We start from the raw sequence: 18,282 nt of genomic DNA, 5'->3' as shown, positions 1-18,282 counted from the left end.
GAATAAGAAGGATAATAACAATATTTCCAGTAATTTATTATCCTCAACAAGATAACCTGACGATTTAACCAATTAAATAGGAAGTTTGACAGATTAAACAAACACAATGAAGGCTCATAGTGTTGGGTTACATTCTATCGGATAACTTTTCGTAGGGTAAAACGCAAGCACCAAATTTTGTAGAGTATTTATTCCAGCTTATTTTTGGGGGCGAAAATAAGCTATTTTGTTACAGCCCATCAATTAAGTAATTTGGAAAATGACCGATATCCCATGGCTTTTCATTCTTTGCTTCGAAGTCATTCATGACGCTCTCGAGCAAAATATCACATAGGTTAGCCAAAAATTGAGTAGGGTAAATAAGTTCTAGTTGACCGCCATTCTCAAGTTTATTCCAGAAAATGTAATGTACGTTTTCTTGTTCCTTCGGAAATAGAGGCAAGCCTTTAGCAGCATACTGTTGGTGTAACAGTCCATTTCTCATACCGTATAGTAAATTTACGTAAGTGAAATGACTTAGTGTTTTTTTATGATGTTTTTTTCTCCATTGTCCGGCCATAATTCCGCTATCTCAATTTTGGTCGGAGCTAAATCTAGAAAAATAATACCATCCTGGTTGCTTCTCCAATCATCGATTAAAAATGCCAAGTGTTGTGTTAGTTTGGGCAAGCCTGGTGAGATGTCCAAAAAACGATGTAGATGCATTGGGCATATTTTTTCAGCTTCGAGCCAATTGCCATGTTCTATGATTACACGAGTAAAGCGTTCTCGAGTGTCAACATTACTCCCATATCGTGTAGCCCCTAATGCATCTATAAAGGATGAGTACAATACAGCCTGTATTACGGGGAGGTTGTCCGGATGTGCTTGAATCTCATGTATATCAGTTAATCGTACTTGCAGAAAGTCGCGTACTTCTGTAATACGGTCTTGAATTGCCGCTGCCATAGCTACCTCTTTAATCGGCATTAAAGTGATATATAGTTGCATATTAAGTGTATTAGATAAATTGAGTCAAAAGAGAACTTTCGTAAATGTTGCAACCATGAGTTCGAACACACTTAGGGGCAGAAATGATTCAGCCTGAATAGGCTGAAACGAAGATGGACAAAAGCGAATTGGACTCTAAGCTCTAATTTTTGAGTTTTGGATTAAAACTGCTATGCAGATGACGTTTTACATCAGAGGCAGAAAAACGCAAAGCAAGGAACTAACGGCTCTTGTTGCTTTCGGAATGAATGCTATTAGCCCATAAGCTCATTCATCCGCTCCTGAAAGTAGCTTGGGTATTTTTCCATCACTGCCTTAGTTCTGTCCCGATCTTTTTTCAGTGCCTTCACGAGATTCTTCTTCTGGTGCGCATCTAGGCTTAAAGATGTGGTGAGATCCTGAGGGATGACCCGGTCCGAAAAGCCAAGTTCATATAGAATTTTTCGGCGTCAGAAATAATATAACTAAACACATAAGGAAACTAGGATAGACCGTTTGTTTATTTCCTCAAAGCTCTGATACGCAGTTAACTGCGTGTCACTTCCCTAAAGAAGGTTTAGTGCAGACCTGTTGTCGTAAAATTAGACTAGTTACTTATCAAGCAACATGCTATCTACATTTGTTAGGTAAGTATTGTCTAATGTACATATCTAAAAGAGAGTTCAATTCTTTGTCAGCCGCATTATGTTTTTGGGGGCTTCTCGCCTTCCTCAGGTGCTTTTCGAGAAACTTAAAGGAGAGTTTTATGACTATCTTTCGATGCTCAGAAAATAGTTCTCTCGTCCAATTTAGCCCTTTCCCATTAGATAGGTTGTTATCAAAATCCCGACAGATAATAAAAGCGATATTGCCATAGTCGTTAGCTAAGTACGAGTTGACCTGTCTATAATCCGTCGCTCCAAGCTCCCTATAGTTTTTTACTTCAAATATTACTTGGCGAGATTTGTAGTCCTGGAGGACTCTCATCCAAAATGCGGACTCGCCTAAGTTAGTCGCAACCATATCTCTTTGCTGTAAAGCATTTTTATTTGGGTGAGCTTCAATGTTTGTCAATGAGCCAGCAAAAACTATTTTTAGTGCCTTAAGTACCCAACTTTCGAAGTCATAGGCACCTGTTTTACCCTCAGAGATATGTTTAACTTCCTCTAATAACGACCCAATTCGCTGTTTACGTTGGTCATCTGATATTGAAGTGACTTCTATATCGTACTCATCATTGATATCCTCTGCCTCGTCTAATTTAAGTTCGGCTTGGGTGGTAGATAAAGATAGCCAGTAGCAAGGGTGGATTAGCAGCCGTATGTTTTCAGAAAACTCTCTATCAGGGTCTTTTCCATCATGACAAAACACGAAAGAAGCTGATTGTTCATTATGTATCCCAATAAACCCAACACTATAAAGTCTTTGAAGAACTTGACTTGAGTTTTCAAAAAGGAAGATCTCTCTCTGCTTCTCCCTACCTAAAGAATCTTTCTCTAATACGTTAGAAATAAGTTGTAGTGCGACATCCCCACTAACCTCAGAAGACGAGCCATAAAACGCTGACGTAAATTCTTCAAGAGATGGGAATATTTGCTCATACTCCTTGTGCAAATCATAAAGTCTATTTTGAGATATAGTCTTTGCTGTTGAATCAATATCTTCGAGTATTATCTCTTGCCTACCCTGAGAGTTGGCTCTTAGGAAAGCCTCATTTAGAAGTACTAGAATATCTCTAGGCCTATATAATGTGAGTTTTAGCGCCGCTCTAAAACCTTCCCTACCTTTTAATTCTCTTGCAGTAAACCGACCCCATATTTTGGTGTTGTTCTCTATATCTACTTTGTATGCTACTCTAATTCGATTGCACACCAAATTAAACAAGCTATATTCATCCCAGTGAAGTCTAAGCGATTGCCCTTCAATATTGCGAGTAAAATCAGGATCTAGTTTGGATATAGCTCGATAAATATTGTCACGCACAAAAGCAAAAGCTACGACTTTCTCTTCTAGTTTGGTTTTTATGTCAATTACTGATTGCACAAACCCATCAATAATGGCCACGCCGAGATTATCAGGGCTATAGCCCTCATCGAGCCTGTCAGCAAAAATAACATATTGGACTTTTGATTTATCAAGAGCATCTAAGATAACTTCTTCCAGCAAATCTAATTCTAACAAATCAGCTAAATCAGCTATCCGAGATTGCGGTGTTTGTTCCGTCTTAAGCAAAGATTGAAGTTTTTTTCTAATTTTTGACGAAATATTTCGGCGCTTGGGGCCCCAGCCTGCAATATGGTGCGCGATAGATTGAGCGTCTAGATTACTCTTAAACTTATAGTGATTAGCTAGGTCGGTCACTACCTCCATGTACATAGCATAACGCCAAGCCATCTTGGTCCCAGCCTTTACATGCAAATAATTATCTCCAAAAAGGTTGAATAAATCTCTCAACCCAATGATCTGCTCTTCGTCGGGAGATACAGATAAGGTAATAGTTCTAGGTTTCGACTGCCAATGCTTTTGCAGTTTGAACGCTAATGCACTTTTCCCTGTTCCCCTTCGACCAACAACTATCGGTCTGTCATAAGATTCAACCAACGCCTTGTAATCAGCGGATTCATAGTAAGCAGTTTCAAGCATCCTTGTATCATTTTCTGCCCGAATATCACCTAAAATATTCCCTTTCACTTTACCATCCTTCAAAGCTTTGACGCTGCGTCCATTGTTCTAAGACAATATCAAAACTGTTGAACAAGTTCGATTAAAGTCTTCAACTGAGGTTGTCAACCTTGAAGTGGTTAACAGTCCGTGTTCTGCTTAGAAAGCTCACTACGACTTCATACTCATGTCAAAGAACATATATCAGACCGATAAACTATTTGATCTATATAAACGCTTAATTAATCAATAAAAGTTCTATTTTAGTTGCAAGTTATAAAGTTTGTATTGAAGTCATTTAGGGAGGATTAGTGCTTTTTAAAGAGATAATTTACAGGTTAGAAATGCGGAGCCTCTACCGGTGACTTGGTGATAAGTTGCTTCACTAGGCTGGTTAATGGGTCAGTGCATTTTTGACCAAATGGATAGGATTTATTCCTAATTGACAACACGTTTTGGGGCACTTAGAGGTGTTACGAAGTGAATTTGAGAGTGACTTCCTGAAAAGCCAACTATTCGAAAGGTTTTGCACTTTACTGTCTACTGACAGCTGTTGGTCACTGGCATAAAATATTGATCGATTGGGGGGGGTAGTTAAGGAAACAACTGCACTATTGAAAGTATTCTGAAAAGCACCGCGCTACTTTTAACCCCCATATATAGGTAATTGACTCCTACTATCTGTGTGCCATACTGGTTTCATTAAACATTTTAAAAAAGTTTCACCGTATGAAAAAAAAGATAGCGGGAGTCAGCATCCCACCAGAAAAACCTACTGATTTTATGAAAGTAGTAGAGCTAATAGGTCAGCTAGACCCAATTGAGTACGGGTTTGATAGTAGCGGCAACTACTTGCACTGGAATGACTTCCAGTACCGTTCAAAAGAGTTTAAACGCGACCAAAAGGGCTACGCTTGGCATGCCCTAAAAATCAGACGTGGCCTTAACGACATTTCGCTTGTTGATGAAAAGGGCAATCCGTTCCAGCTTAGTGCCGCCAGTCTCGACGCTAAGCTATTCCGCATCGATAAACAGCTCAAACTAGAAGATTTGCCGCTATCTGCTCAAGATAAAAAGGCACACCTAGTGAAAAGCGTGATCATGGAAGAAGCCATTAGCAGCGCCCAATTGGAGGGAGCTGCCACAACGCGCAAAGTGGCCAAGGAAATGCTTGAAACAGAACGTGAGCCTAAAGATGACTCCGAACGGATGATTATCAATAACTGGCGTTTGATTATGATGGCCGATGATCTGAAGGATGTAGAGCTCACACCAGAATTGATTAGCGGATTTAATGAAATAGCCACCGATGGCGTGTTAGAGAATGAGCACGTTGCTGGCCAATATAGAACGGATGCGGTCATGGTTAGAGACGTGGCCACTGGCGATATTGTTCACGAAGCACCCGAACATGAGCACGTTTTGAAGCTCATTGAGCAATTATGTGACTTCGCCAATACCGACCATACCACCAACACCAATTTTATTAACCCAATCGTTAAGGCTTGTATTCTACACTTCATGATTGGCTACATTCACCCATTCATGGACGGCAACGGGAGAACGGCTAGGGCGATTTTCTACTGGTTCATCCTTAAGCATGGTTATGAGAACTTTAAGTACGTCTCGATCTCTGCGCCACTTAAACTCGCGTCAACCAAGTACGTTAGAAGCTACGTTTACACCGAAACGGACGACAACGACTTAACGCACTTTGTGGACTACCAGTTAACGGTCATCATTAAGGCGATTGAGCGCTTTAACGAGTACATTAAATCTAAGATTGAAGATACGAGAGAGGTGCGCGATCTACTCGATGAATCCAATCTTAAGGATGTGTTGAAACTGCCGCACATTGTGATTCTGGCCAAGGGATTAGAAACAGCCGGACGTGTCTTTTCAGTTAAGGAAATCCAGTCTGATTTTGACGTGTCTCATACCTCTGCGCGCAAGTATCTTGAGAAGCTGGTGGAGCTGAAATTGCTGTTCAAATCAAAGGATGGCAACGAGAATACCTACATTGCACCAGCCGACTTGAAAGATAGGCTAACCAAAGCTTAAGAGCATCAAAAAAGCCGCCAAACTGGCGGCCTTTTTGTAGGGAATAGAATAGGACTGGTTGGCGATTAGAAATCTACCCAGTTGTATTGCAGTGTGATAGCTGGCTTAACAAGTGCTGCTGAATCTTCTGTCGATAGGTCGATCACGTCTGAACGTACTTTTACGTGCTCCAAACGGAATCGATGCGAGGTTGCACCCTTACCCTTAGTTGATTCAGGCGTAGACTCGATAACGACAGTGACCATTTTCTTTTCACGAACGATCTCACGTAGCATTTCTAGCACTGTACCTGTGATCGTTTCTACGCACGTCACCGCGATTTCGCCTTTGTTCTCAAGCGCACCATTTTGGATGTAGCCCAAGCCCATTTGGCCAAAATCTTCTACGTCTGCACGACCCATTGCTGGAAACTGAGTAGAACGCACCAAAACGCTAAGATTAGGGTATTCTTCGATTTTCATCTCGAACTCTGTACCCATCATCTTTTCGCCAGCTTGGACGTTCTTAGTGAATTTCTGTTTTAAGAAATTCATATCGCCTTTTGCGTTAAATGCTCCGGCCATAATTACACCTATTCTATTGGAAGTGGTTCGGAATATGTGACTGATTAATCATTTGCTTAGGAGCGGCGGTAATAGTTACCGTGTTGTAAGCGAAATTCCCGTCTCGCGTCTTAGGTGCGTTAATGTCATAACTCACCTCGCTAATACGCATGGGTAGATTGAGCGCTTTGCCAATCTTGAATCGCGCATCACTTGGAACACGGCCACCAAGGCCATCGGAACTGACTGGAACAGTATTTTGGAGCTCGGGACTTATCATCTGAGCCAGGTATTTAATGGGATCATTGACCTCTGATTTGGCATTGGTGAACGCGACAAATTTCAGCGTTGCTGTGATTTCTGGCGGTTCGTTTCCTTGCCAAACTTGCTGACTGTTCCATAGTGTTTTACTCGTCTTATCCGACACGGTTTGCGCGATTGAGGACGTTTTATCTAGGGCGTTAATGTTACCCACGGAATCGCCCTCAAACGGCGCTTCCCATATCGCTCTAAAGGCAAGCTGACACTCATCAGTCATGTAACCAATGACCGTAATTTCTTGACCGCCTATGACTTGTGTAATGGCGCATTTATTGTGGATAGACACGCCATCATCATTAGGTACGCCGACAATTACAGCCATTGCTTATCCTTACTTGTCCATACCGCGAGAATCGCGCATGCGGTTAGCCTTTTTGCGAGCTGCTTTAGCCGATGAGCTGTGAGCTTTCGCGCGCGCTTTCTTAAGTGCTGCTTTTTGTGCGGCACTCATACGGCGCTTACGGCGATTCGTTTTGATGTAAGTTACTTTGCCATCACGGATCACTTTCTTAAGCGCTTCAAGCATCATGGATTCACGAACGGCGAACTCTGCGATCGCTTCGTCTGAGTCCACGCTGTCTAGGCCACGCTCTAGGGATTCAAAAATGCGATCTGCTGCTTCTGGATCTTCTAGTGCTTCTAGCATGTCGCCCTCTTTTGGCTGGCCAACTTGAGCAATGAACTCGCTAGCCGCTTCCTGTAGCGATTCGTATAGTGCTGCTTGGCCATCGGTTAGCTCGGTATCGTCATCGCCACCAGCCATGCCAAATAGCATTGCGTCTAGGTTGTCGATTGAGCTTTCACCACCGTTAACCCACTGAACACAAGCCGCTGCTGCGTCTTGGCGAGCCATGATGGTTGATGCACGATTGATGGACTCAAGAAGTTGATCTTCTGTGACAGACTCAAAAAATGCAGTTTCAGTTTGTTCCTGCTCGGCCACTTGTGGCATCACAAATGGGCGAGCAAGAACAGAACCCTCAGAAAACATTGATTTCATTCTATTCTTGCTCTTATGTTGATTAACGGATTAGTACAGGTTCACCAAGGATTCGACGCGCAGAGCCAGTTGGACAGAACGACCAAGTGACTTTCCAGTAGTCGATTTCGACTTGCTTGATTTCCAGTGTCCAAGCGCTTTCGCCGTCTTGTGCTGGATTACGAGGTGTCACTAGCGCACCAACGGCTTCATAGCCCTCTAGGATGCTGGCCATACCGTCAGTTAGACCCTCAAGCGTTGCACCGTCAGGTTGGTGTTTTAGGCGATTACCTAGTGCGTAGAAGTCGCGTGAGATAGCGTCAGCAATAGACACGACTTGCTCAAAACGTAGGTAGTTTTCAGCCGCAGATGACGTTAGAGAGTCATCAATGAACAGGTTGCCGTTTTCGTCTGTGCCTAGTTTGTTTAGACGTGCCTTGTACATTTCTTGGTAGTTAGGCTCGCCAGCACCTTGGATTGGTTTTAGGCCAGTACGCTGAATAACAGCACGTTCAACACCTGCTGGTGTGTAGTGCCAACCGCCGACCGGAGAGGTCTTAGCAACGCCAAGCGCTTTAGCTGCAAAGCCGATACCCGAGCCGCCCCATACCGCCATGTTGCCGTAGAAACGACACTTAGCTTGGTAAGGGATATGCACGAATGAAGCGCGATGGTTGTTGAAGTTCAGACCTTTTTTGAACTCCAATGCCGCTTCGTGCGTTAGGCGAGGATCAATATCGAAGTAGCCAGAAATGCGTTTGTCTTTACAGATTTGCGCAAGGTCAGTGATTACCGCAGTGTCGTAGCAGCCCAAACCACAAACGTAGTTAAAGCTGTAAACGGTAGTGCGTAGTGCTTTCACTGCTTTCTGGTAATCGTCAGCCGTAATGTCGCTAATATTGCCGTTGGTCGCGCCAGTGAATTTGGTTTTCGCAATTGCAGTAACTTCGCGTTTCGCTACTTCTGCATCGAGGCGACAGGTTAGGTATTGCGAACGTTCTTCAAGAACAGTCTCGATAAACGCAGCGCTACCCATTTGGTCTACTGCTGTTGGCTCTAGGGATACAACCCATTCTTCTAGCACTACAGAGCCACCAGCCGCCTGTTCTTCCTCTAGGGTAAGAGTGAACATGCCAGCGCCGTAAGTCGCTTCGTCTGCTTTCGCAAGCGTGATAGAGCGGTTATCGGATTGCGCACCGTCTTTGATAGCGATCGCTAAAAATTCGCCATCTTCAAGTGACAGGTCAGCCGAGTAGTTGATCGCTTCGTTAGTGATCGTCACTTCGTCTGCTGGTTTGGTTAGCTTGATAGCTGGATAGGTTGCCGTTTTTGGTACGACACGAACCACAAGGCCATTACCGCCGCGCAAGGCTTCATCAAGAACGCGCATGCCGTCAGCCAATTTACCAAGGCTTGAGTGGTAAGGCTTACCTAGCTTGTCTAGGAAGTTAGCCGCCGTTACCGGAATCACTTCGAACGGCTTACCTTTTTGAGACACAATCACACCGCCAAACACTAGCTGGTTAGAGCCAGTGCCTTGCTTAGTTGTCGAGTCAGCGTTAATTGGCGAAACCGCAACTTGTGAGACGTTATCCATTGAAAATTCAATCTTACTCATCTTCTGTCTCTTTCAGCGTTAGATCCTGTGCTGCAAGCTGGTCTACAATTTCTTGCAAACCCGCTTGAGCAATACCTTTCACCGCAATCACGTTGTCTTTCGTCATTTCGGTTAGTTGCTCAACCGTTGTCACACCGTGGTTAATCAGTGCTTTTTCAACGCTCGCGCTTAGCTCAAGTGCTGATAGCGCTGTGCCTTTGTCGCTGGTGGCTGTGTCTGGTTTCGTTTGAACTTCTGGTAAAACCGTTGGCTCAAGGCGAACCGAAACGAGGCCGTTTGGATAGGCCGCTTCCACTTCGTGTTTGAAGCGGTTCACGTTGAAAACTGAGAGAGGGAAATCTTTGGCCAGTGGCGGCATAACGCGACCCTGAACCGTGATTTCCTTTGGTGTGTGGTTGGTGATTAAAACGATCGTTTCTTTCATCGAATCCCCCAAGAGCGGCAGCCCGTAAGACTGCCGCTTACTTGCCTTATGCCGCTTCTGCTACAGGAGCTTCATCGATAAGTTTCACGCGGTAGAAGTAGTCTTCTCCGTCGAATGGATGGATTTCGCCGTAGGCCAGTTCGTATAGCGTGTTAGACGCTACTAGACCTTTACCGATTGGATGCGTGTACATGGTTGCTGCGATTGCATCACCTGCTACGTAGCCCGCTTCTGAGTGAGAAGAGCCGCGACCGTAACAAAGCATGTCGTTCGTACCGATCACTACCGGACACTCGAATACTTTCCACATGCCGAACAACTTACCTGCGTAGTGGATAGCGTTTTTCTGTTGATAATTAGCCGGAGCTACGAAATATGGAGCACCAAGAGACTTAAGGATTGTTGACGCGCCAGTACCAGCAAAGATACCTGTCATGCCAGTTGTGCGAGTCGCTTGTAGGATCTTCGTAGAAACGTTTAGAAGAACTTCGTTTAGACGTTCACGATGTAGACGCCAATCTTCACCAGCCGCTACGTAGATATTGAATGTTTCTTCGCGCGTACAAGCAAAGTCCATATCTACTAGATGACGAGTCGCTTTTTCCGATGCCAATGTGTTGCGCATGTGGCTCATCTGTAGAGATTTCAGATCTTGGCCAAACTCGCGTTGCATTGTGAACATCGCTTGAATAGTCGCGTCTGCTGCGATTGCATTTTGACGTGGGCGCAGTGTGCGAGAGTCCATATCATGGTCGATCGTTGGGATAAGGTCAGGGCGTCTTTCAATGTCTACTTCGAACTCGATGTGCAGAACCGTCCCTGCTGGTAGGGCTGATGTTGGAGTGACGGTAACTTTGCCTTTTGCATGGTCTATCTGACAGTTAATAACCATACCATTGTGAGTACCTGTCATTATTTGACTACCGTTGCTGTCTAGGTCGCGAGCCACACGTTTATGGTTAATAAATAGGGAAACAGATGTCTTCGTGAATGGGATTTCAAACTTGGTGTGTTGTAGGTCAGTCTTAGAGTCAAAGACGTGAGTTGTCTTAGTGCCGTCTGGTTGCTGTTCAGAGACAAACTTGTAGCGCTGACGCATAGACGAGTATTGGCCAACCGTTGCTTGGTCGATTTCAGTCCCCGCTGCGAAGTCACCAAAATTTGAGCCAGTGCGGCGGTAAACTTTGAAGATCTCAACTTCGTTCGCACCTGCTGGGATCATGGTTACAGCGTCAAGTGTTGCTGTCTCAAGGAGAACAGGAAGCACTAGGCCAACCATCTTCGCACGAATTTCAACACCCTCAGATGTTGATAGAGATTGACCGATAGACTCAAGCATCATTGCGCCTGTTGAGCCATCACGCTTAGCACCCTCTAGCGTCATCATGTTACGCATAGTTGCGTGAGCTGATGCCATTAGCTCATCGCTAGGTAGGTGGCCGTAAGTCTTTTCGTATTCACGTACCGCAGACTGCATGCCTGATACGATGCCAACCGCTGTTTCTTGAGACACTGACTCGAACATAGGCTCATTCGCAATGGCTGACAAAATAGCCGCGCCACGAGAATTGTCGTCAGTTAGAAACATGCCTGTTTGTGAATCGAATTGGGATTCGATACACAGATTACGCATTGCTTGAGCGCCTAAATGAATCGCCTCAATGCGTTTGTTGAAGTTAGAACGTTTATCTGCCATGTAAATAAACCTTAGTTATTAATTGGGTATGTTCGGAATCGTTAAGCCGCAGAAAAGCGGTAAAAATTCGCTCAATTTCGGATAGTAATTAAGATTTATTGCGAAAAAAATAGGGGTAAATTTTCGTTTAACTTATTGTTATATAATGAATTTGTGTCTTTTTGTGCGCTTTTGTGGGAATGGTAACGACAGGGGATTTCTATGTCGTTGATCGTGTGTTTTTGTTGAGAGAAAAGGGGATAGGAAAGGGCATCTAAAAAAAATTTAAAAAATTTTCAGTTGTTATAGGGTTCCTGCCAAAAAGCCGAACACGTTGCTTAGTAGCTCTTGTGTGTCAGTCTCTAAGCTTGGAAGCTCAACCCCATAGAAAACGGCCAAAAAGTCACGAACAATGAGTTGATAAATGACCACCAGCGCGATGCTCCACATCATAGCGGCGCGTCCAGTACGTACCAATGTGTTAGAGCTGGCCGCTTCAAGCTCTGCCAGTTTGTAGGCAAACTCTTTGCGTTCTTCGTCACTGGTAAACACACGATCACCAAACTCGGTCAGTTCGTGGATAGTGCCACCTACTTTCTCGCTGGTGGCGCTCTTAAATAGACTACTTGTAAACACTTTTGCTAGTCCCATCATTAGTTGCTCTCTTTAATGTGTTCTGCGAACGCTTCTGCCAGTGCTACGGCTAGCTTTTCGCGCAGTTCCAATCCCTTTTGTAACGACTCGTCGTTAGACAAAAAGAACGGCTCCAAAATCACGGCTGGCATTTTGGTTTTCATCAAGAAACGCCAACCGCGAGTATCAGTACCAGTGTTCGAGATAGGCTTAAGGCCACGATCACGCTGTCCGATAAGTCCAGCCACCGCTTTTTGTAGGCGCTGAGCAAGTGCTTGACTCTTGTCCGACTTATGCCAATGCAATGTCTCTGAACCTTGAACTGACTTATTGGTCACGCTGTTACAATGTAACTCGATGGCATAGTCAGCGCCCGATTCGTTCACATCACCGATCATCCGTGAGTAGGTGTCTCGATACATGATCACTGGAAGAATGTCTCGCTTATGTAGCTCGGCGGCCAATAAGCTGGCTAGGGGATGATTATAGCCATACTCATTTATTCCGAATGTTTCGTTGTAAGCGCCGCCATCTTTAAAACTATGGCCAACAACAATACAGACTTTTTTCATTTTATAAATTCCCAAACTTAGCTTAACTAATATGTGCTTAGGTGTTGACTATGTTCGGAATAGGAAATATATTTTCTTTACCAGTTCGGCATCCCAATCGACTGGTGTCAACTAACGTTGAAACTTCATTTTTAACCTTTGTAATAGCTTCTTGTGCCGCGAACACTTACCTCGCGGCTTTTTTTTGCCTGCAATTTAGAAAAAAACCAGCGCGAACGCTGGCTTTGCTTGGATTATGGTCGGTTTTGAACGGGCTCTATCTTGTTTGATTTGAAGTAATCAAGAACAGGATTAACTCGATAGGGTTCTACGTGGAAGCTGGCCATCACCTGATCTTTACGCATCAAGTAAAACTGATTTCCGCTGTATCGCACCGCATCAAATATCACGTTCATTCTGCACCCATCGTACATGTATTCTCCCTCAACACTGAGGCTTTTGCGTATCACAAAGGATAGTCGCGCCTTGGTGGATTTAAGCTCGTTTCGAGCTCTAAATAGGTTAATTGCTAGTACGATGATAAGCGACATTAATCCGCATAGTTCATATGCGTTTAAATAAACTGAATAATTCATTTTGTCTTTTTTGTAGTGCGAATAGGAAAGGGGTTAGCAACAAAAGCATTCTACAGTCTAAATACCTCTGCTGTCGCGTCTTTGATGCTCGTTTTTTTCGTCTGGTTGCTACAAATGGTAAATGAAATCGCCTTAGTGAAGTAGCCTAACGCTAAGGTGCGTTCCTCTTTCGACGCAATGATCATTGCGTCAATCACCGTGCTTGAGCTGGTCACGCCACCAGCAAGGGGAAGTATGATCTCGTTTAGCGCATTCGCTTGGCTTTCTAGTTCCGACGGCAAGTCTGGTGGCGGTAAGGTTGCACCGTTATCTGACTCACCGCCGCTTGTTGGTGGCGTTAATGCAGTATTGATTTGCGCCATAAGAGATACGGCTGCATCCACATGGCCGGAAAGACCGTTGATCACTGCCTCAAGCGCTTTCAGTTCTTCCTTTCTGGTAATTGGGAAGATACTCGGAGCGGGTACGTTGTCCTCTGTACCATCTACCTTGTGTTTGACGTTCACACCAATAGACACTTGTTCGAGGTCGGTTGGGTCGGTGATCAACACTAGGTGCTCATTCCATTGAGTTAACGTGGCCACCGTTGCGCTCACTGAGTCATTCAAACCCTTAAGCGTTACCACTAACTGCGATGCGCCTTGGTAGTCTTCAATATCCTCGCTCACGCAGCCTGATAGCTTCCCTGACAAGCTTTCACACTTCACCTTAAGGGATTTGCCTCGGGTAAGGTTCTCCGCTTCCTTAAGGCCGCCTACGTCTAAAAACTGGCGAAACTGTTCGATTTGCTCTTGTGTGTCTAACATCAAATTGCCTCAATCAATCGTCATCAAGTCGTTACCGTTTACCAGCGTAGCGCCACACCCAAGGGCATCGCCTACCACGGCGACCGGAACGCCATTAACAGTAAGTTTTGAACTACCAGTAATAACGCCTACGTGCGGCGGGTTATCTGGTTTCACGTGCATGACGGATATATCACCCGTACCTAATACATTGATTCCATTCACGGTCAGTAGTGGCTGGCCAGAAACAAAAACACCTGGACTAAAGCCACCATGACCACTATCCACACTCCCTACAATTCCTACGGCTGGCATAGTGCATTACCCTAATGTAAATGGAGCTGCGGCAGCCTTAACAGCGAACTGGCCACCAGCATCGATATTGACGTTACCACTCGCTTTAATGGTCACTTCATTGCCCTCTAGGTTGGCTTTACCGGAGGCTTTTACGGTTGCATTACCACCCGCTTCGATGTTCGCATCGCCTTTCACTTTGATAGTTAGTGCGCCTCCGATTTGCTCCAATGTGTTCCCTGTTGAGCTGCGAAACGCATTGCCCTCGACGTGGATAACACATTGGCCATCTGGTGTGATTTCAATGGCCGTGCCGCTTTGGGTATGCGTTACTGAGTAGCCGCCTTGATGCGTGATGAGCTCGCGCAAACCAAATCGCACAAAGAGCGCATCTTTGCGGTCATAGGCTGGTGGCTCGGGTTCTCCATCGGCTCGTTTAGGCTGATAGGCTTCGCCGTTCACCTCGCTTGGTAGGTACGACTCATAGTTAGGCGCGTAGTAAAGCGATCCGGTAATACGGGGATAACGGGTATCGCCATTACGAGGAAAATCCACCCAAACCAGATCCCCTTTTTCCACTGGCACTGCATGGCCACCACTCGGTTTTGCACCTAATGGCAGTAGAAACTCGGCAAAAGGTAAATCCTTATCGGGGATTGCATCCCAATAACCAAGCAAGCGAACGGAAACCATGTACAAGCCTTTCGGATGGACGGTATTTACCACTTCGGCCTGATAGCTACCAAACAAGCGGTTAGTGACGTTGGTGCGTGTTCTGTTCTCTGACGAATCGCTCATAGGTTGCGTACTCCCAACTCGATACGACACTGATACCGGTTCCCACGTTGGCAATGGGCGACACGGTTCATGATTTGTTTCTCTGGCATGGACTCATCCAGCTCGGTAGCGGGTAGCCGTTTATGGAATAGCACTGAGCACACCGAAAGAGGCGTAAAGGCAGTATTTCCGGTAAGTTCCACATCCAAAATAGGGATGATGGCCATGTGTTGATTATTCAGCGCCTTGGCTTGTGGAACGCTAACCATAACTATAGCGCCCGAACGTTTACCGTCTTGGAAGCCCTCGACGGTATCCCAAGAGGCATAGTTACGGTTAAGAACGCGCTCAAACAGGGCTTCCTCTCCGATAATGGAGTAGTTTGCAATGCTGTGCTCTGCTTCTTCTGGATTCGACTGTTCCAGCTTGAATTGCTCGCTCATATCCATGTTCTTGAGCGACTTAAAGTGCATAACACCACGGCAGATAAACGCCACTGAGCCGTAATCTCTGGCCATTGTTCGAATTAAGCGAGACTTAGTACCACCAGCATTTAAATGGTACGTAGCGCCACGCTCAAAGCTGTCACATTCGATTTTTAGCTCGGGTAACAGCTCGGCCAGAATGTCTTTAGGCTGCATTTCAACAAAGAATCGAGGCGTTGTGACTGGCTCTTTAAGTAGGTGCGCATCCTTTTGGAATGCTTGAACGGTAAGCGTACCGTCAGCGCTGGTGGACTTGGCCACAATGAATTTTTCAATCCAAACCTGATCGCCTCGCTCGTTCACATCGGCCATCGTGACCTCGATCTCTGAACCGCGCTTAATCCCGTAGTCATCCCGATAAACGGCAGCCTGATCCATGATTTCCATAACCAGCTTGTTGCCGTCCATCGAAGCACACTCAATGTAGGTAAACGAATGAATGTGCTCGATAGGGATGTCATTTTCGTTGGTGACAACTTTTTGGGCGAGAAAGTATTCTTTGTTACTCAATGACTCGACCTCCCACACCAATCGCACTCTGACGGACAGCGATCGACTCGGCCTCATAAACCTCTGCAATCACTTCAAAAGAGATTGAGGAAGCAAACAGGCGAGTATTTTCATGGTCTACTTCGGCGGGTTCGGTCATCGCATCTTTACGGCCACGTATCTCGATGCTGATTTCCATTTCAGTACCCGCGAGCATGGTTTTCGCTCTGAATACATGCTTACGCTTGCCCTTGGTATGACGTAGCCAAACCATTAAACCTAGCGCTAGGCGGCTAAGGGTAGACTGGTTCCAAGCTAGGGCATTAATGCGGTAGGTAAGCGCGACAAAGGACTTATTAATCACGGCATAAGGCTGGCCTTGTTCATTGGCCAGTTCGCCATAGTCAGCAATATCGACGTACTCCGCGCCATCAACAAACCCAATCACCGGATCGCGCGTGATGTAGCAAACAGGTAAAAGCTCATTACGGTTTGCTTTCACCTTGTCGCCCAACTTCGCCGTTAACTTAGATAGGAATGACACTGGCTCGTTAAAGTTGCCGTAGTAAATCTTTCTCGACTTATCACGACCAACAAAGCGAGAAAACTCACTGTTCTCTCGCCGTTTAGTGTCAGTCACAACTAAGGAATCAAGTACGTTCTGGAAAAAGGCAGCTACCGCACGGTCAATGTCGGTTAGCTCTGTGTGTTCTACCTTGCCATCTAATGTCACTACATCGCATGGGATTTCAAAGAACGTCTCATCCAGTTGCATGATTAGTCCTCCAAATCGTCCAGCTCGTAATACTTACGGCCTTTTACGATAGTGATGCACTTATCGCTTCGGTGTAAGGTCACATCGAACTTGTGGAAGTTGCTCGTTAGGATAGGGAGGTAAGCCGATACTGGCTCATTGCGCTGGTAGCCGTCTCGCGTTTTACGGCCTTTACCGGATCGGTTGCCCTCATAGATTTGAATGACCGCGCAATCAAAATCAATCTTGGCCATGTCTGCGATCGCTGCATCGAGATCTTTGCACATGTTAAGTACGTCCGCGCACAACATGACGCAAAAACGGCGTTTTGAGCTGTCAATTTCGGCAATATTGTTTACTACGCCTTTCGCTTTCGAGTTCGGGTCATAGTGAGTGACCGTCATGCTCTGCTTGTGGTAGTTGGTAAGGTATTCTTCTGTTAGGTCGGGGAATTTACCGTAACCAAAGCTAAGAATGCTGTTCGCGTATGACCAGTTAGGCGCAAGTCTGCTAAGGCGCTTTGCACTGGCTGGCACTTGCTTTCGGCTAGTCTGTAATGTCATGCACACTCCAAAATTGGAGTGGCGTTTTAAGGATGGGGTGGACTAGGGCTGATTTGAACGCAAATTATACACGTCGACGCTATTAAGCCTAAATAACCAAAGAGATGCATATAAATGCGACACTTGTCACATACATCTCATGAGCTCTTAAGTAAATTGCGCGCGATTAAAAATCATTATCATTTACATTAAAGTCAGTTAAGTTGTAAGGGCTGTATTATGCGTATATATACTTTGATATTTTTCTTCCTGTTTTCCACTATTACACCAACTCTCGCAATGGCTTAATATCCGCCTCTTTGTAATGTTGTAAAGGTAAAAGAGCACCATAAAATCCCTGATGAACGTCCATACTGCATTGAAACAGAAGATGCTCAGGTCACGTTTGTTAATCTATCGTCAAACCCCGTTGAGGTGGTTAGCTTAAAAGACTCTACTCATATTGTTTATCCAAATGAGTATGTAATTACTACAGGTAGGCTTGTAGTCGCAAACTCTAAAGGCGCTGTAGTTAGTAAAGAAGAACGAGGCATCGTTGTAGCTCGTGATTATGGTGGTAAAAAAGCAAACGTGAATCAAAGGATTGCACCTTTAGCCGTTTGGATTCCTAGTGCTATTGGTGGAGCAATCTTGGGCGGAATGGGAGTTGTAGCTTCGAACCCTAGCGCTGGCCTTAGACCTATTGTTATTGGAGCATTCTCAGGAGCGCTTGGTGGAGCATTGGGTCCATTGATGGGAGCTGGTCAGTTTGGAGTAGTTGCAGGTGGTGCTTTAGGTGTCTCTGCTGGTGGAGCGTGTAGCAGTTGTCATATTTAATCTGGACGTTGGCAGTCGCATCATACTTGGTGCTTTGCTTTACTCTGTTAAATGGGAAGAAAGAACGATTATTATATGGCTGCATAATAATCAGTTTGATTGTAGTGAACATCATATTTGACTTCCGAGAGCCTCATTTTTTTGATGTTTTGTCTGCGTTTATTATCTATGTTCTTTCTAAGTGGGTTAAAGCAGAACCTAAGTATTTTCTTATCACAACCACGGTCATATATTGGCTCTACCCTCTAGTGTTGAGTGTTACAACACAATAATGACGAATAAGTAATCA

General features: G+C 45.0%; 20 protein-coding genes. 2 read left to right on the top strand and 18 right to left on the bottom strand.

The window, feature by feature from the left end; genetic code table 11:
• Positions 1–229: 229 nt before the first annotated feature.
• From L3V32_RS07445 to L3V32_RS07435, 3 genes are all read right to left on the bottom strand, one after another.
• Positions 230–484, bottom strand: coding sequence for a hypothetical protein (locus L3V32_RS07445; protein WP_237284054.1), 255 nt, complete (start codon positions 482–484; stop codon positions 230–232).
• Between the two features lie 32 nt (positions 485–516).
• On the bottom strand, positions 517–948 hold the full coding sequence (locus tag L3V32_RS07440; protein WP_237284053.1) for a hypothetical protein: 432 nt from the start codon (positions 946–948) through the stop codon (positions 517–519).
• Positions 949–1,599: 651 nt separating this feature from the next.
• On the bottom strand, positions 1,600–3,660 hold the full coding sequence (locus L3V32_RS07435) for a P-loop ATPase, Sll1717 family (RefSeq protein ID WP_213868173.1): 2,061 nt from the start codon (positions 3,658–3,660) through the stop codon (positions 1,600–1,602).
• A gap of 699 nt (positions 3,661–4,359) precedes the next feature.
• On the opposite strand from L3V32_RS07435, the gene L3V32_RS07430 reads away from it, so the two are divergent.
• Positions 4,360–5,691, top strand: a complete 1,332-nt coding sequence (locus L3V32_RS07430) for a Fic family protein (protein WP_213868174.1) — start codon at positions 4,360–4,362, stop codon at positions 5,689–5,691.
• A gap of 65 nt (positions 5,692–5,756) precedes the next feature.
• Here L3V32_RS07430 and L3V32_RS07425 read toward each other — a convergent pair whose 3' ends face one another.
• From L3V32_RS07425 to L3V32_RS07355, 15 genes are all read right to left on the bottom strand, one after another.
• Positions 5,757–6,254 carry a hypothetical protein gene (locus L3V32_RS07425; RefSeq protein WP_042522736.1) on the bottom strand — a complete coding sequence of 166 codons (498 nt, stop codon included), beginning with the start codon at positions 6,252–6,254 and terminating at the stop codon, positions 5,757–5,759.
• A 13-nt stretch (positions 6,255–6,267) separates the two neighbouring features.
• A complete protein-coding gene (locus L3V32_RS07420; protein ID WP_213868175.1) occupies positions 6,268–6,876 on the bottom strand; it encodes a hypothetical protein in 609 nt (202 codons plus the stop codon).
• A 9-nt stretch (positions 6,877–6,885) separates the two neighbouring features.
• Positions 6,886–7,554, bottom strand: a complete 669-nt coding sequence (locus tag L3V32_RS07415) for a hypothetical protein (protein WP_213868176.1) — start codon at positions 7,552–7,554, stop codon at positions 6,886–6,888.
• A 22-nt stretch (positions 7,555–7,576) separates the two neighbouring features.
• A complete protein-coding gene (locus L3V32_RS07410; RefSeq protein ID WP_213868177.1) occupies positions 7,577–9,151 on the bottom strand; it encodes a hypothetical protein in 1,575 nt (524 codons plus the stop codon).
• Positions 9,144–9,575: a DNA-directed RNA polymerase subunit alpha C-terminal domain-containing protein gene (locus L3V32_RS07405; protein WP_054577210.1), complete on the bottom strand. Its 432-nt coding sequence runs from the start codon at positions 9,573–9,575 to the stop codon at positions 9,144–9,146. The genes L3V32_RS07410 and L3V32_RS07405 overlap by 8 nt, the downstream gene beginning before the upstream one ends.
• A 46-nt stretch (positions 9,576–9,621) precedes the next feature.
• On the bottom strand, positions 9,622–11,271 hold the full coding sequence (locus L3V32_RS07400) for a hypothetical protein (RefSeq protein WP_237284052.1): 1,650 nt from the start codon (positions 11,269–11,271) through the stop codon (positions 9,622–9,624).
• A gap of 282 nt (positions 11,272–11,553) precedes the next feature.
• Complete coding sequence (locus L3V32_RS07395) at positions 11,554–11,904, bottom strand: hypothetical protein (protein WP_140203487.1); 351 nt, start codon at positions 11,902–11,904, stop codon at positions 11,554–11,556.
• On the bottom strand, positions 11,904–12,455 hold the full coding sequence (locus tag L3V32_RS07390) for an N-acetylmuramoyl-L-alanine amidase (RefSeq protein WP_140203488.1): 552 nt from the start codon (positions 12,453–12,455) through the stop codon (positions 11,904–11,906). The genes L3V32_RS07395 and L3V32_RS07390 overlap by 1 nt, the downstream gene beginning before the upstream one ends.
• A 233-nt stretch (positions 12,456–12,688) precedes the next feature.
• On the bottom strand, positions 12,689–12,850 hold the full coding sequence (locus tag L3V32_RS07385; protein WP_155396901.1) for a hypothetical protein: 162 nt from the start codon (positions 12,848–12,850) through the stop codon (positions 12,689–12,691).
• A 230-nt stretch (positions 12,851–13,080) separates the two neighbouring features.
• Positions 13,081–13,836: a hypothetical protein gene (locus tag L3V32_RS07380; RefSeq protein WP_237284051.1), complete on the bottom strand. Its 756-nt coding sequence runs from the start codon at positions 13,834–13,836 to the stop codon at positions 13,081–13,083.
• 9 nt (positions 13,837–13,845) lie between these two features.
• Positions 13,846–14,130, bottom strand: coding sequence for a PAAR domain-containing protein (locus L3V32_RS07375; protein ID WP_042522745.1), 285 nt, complete (start codon positions 14,128–14,130; stop codon positions 13,846–13,848).
• A 6-nt stretch (positions 14,131–14,136) separates the two neighbouring features.
• Positions 14,137–14,907 (bottom strand): hypothetical protein, encoded by a 771-nt coding sequence (locus tag L3V32_RS07370; protein WP_140203490.1) that lies wholly within the window; start codon positions 14,905–14,907, stop codon positions 14,137–14,139.
• Positions 14,904–15,881, bottom strand: a complete 978-nt coding sequence (locus tag L3V32_RS07365; RefSeq protein WP_237284050.1) for a hypothetical protein — start codon at positions 15,879–15,881, stop codon at positions 14,904–14,906. Before L3V32_RS07365 ends, L3V32_RS07370 begins: the two co-directional genes overlap by 4 nt.
• On the bottom strand, positions 15,874–16,635 hold the full coding sequence (locus tag L3V32_RS07360) for a hypothetical protein (protein WP_237284049.1): 762 nt from the start codon (positions 16,633–16,635) through the stop codon (positions 15,874–15,876). The genes L3V32_RS07365 and L3V32_RS07360 overlap by 8 nt, the downstream gene beginning before the upstream one ends.
• Positions 16,636–16,637: 2 nt before the next feature.
• Positions 16,638–17,177 (bottom strand): hypothetical protein, encoded by a 540-nt coding sequence (locus tag L3V32_RS07355; protein WP_237284048.1) that lies wholly within the window; start codon positions 17,175–17,177, stop codon positions 16,638–16,640.
• 570 nt (positions 17,178–17,747) lie between these two features.
• On the opposite strand from L3V32_RS07355, the gene L3V32_RS07350 reads away from it, so the two are divergent.
• Positions 17,748–17,993 carry a hypothetical protein gene (locus L3V32_RS07350; protein WP_140203494.1) on the top strand — a complete coding sequence of 82 codons (246 nt, stop codon included), beginning with the start codon at positions 17,748–17,750 and terminating at the stop codon, positions 17,991–17,993.
• The last annotated feature ends 289 nt before the right edge of the window (positions 17,994–18,282 follow it).

This window comes from Vibrio sp. J2-4, assembly GCF_021728155.1.
GTDB classification, from domain to species: Bacteria; Pseudomonadota; Gammaproteobacteria; order Enterobacterales; family Vibrionaceae; genus Vibrio; species Vibrio diabolicus.
Note: the sequence above shows the minus strand (reverse complement) of the source record. Positions and strands in the feature narration are given on the sequence as shown.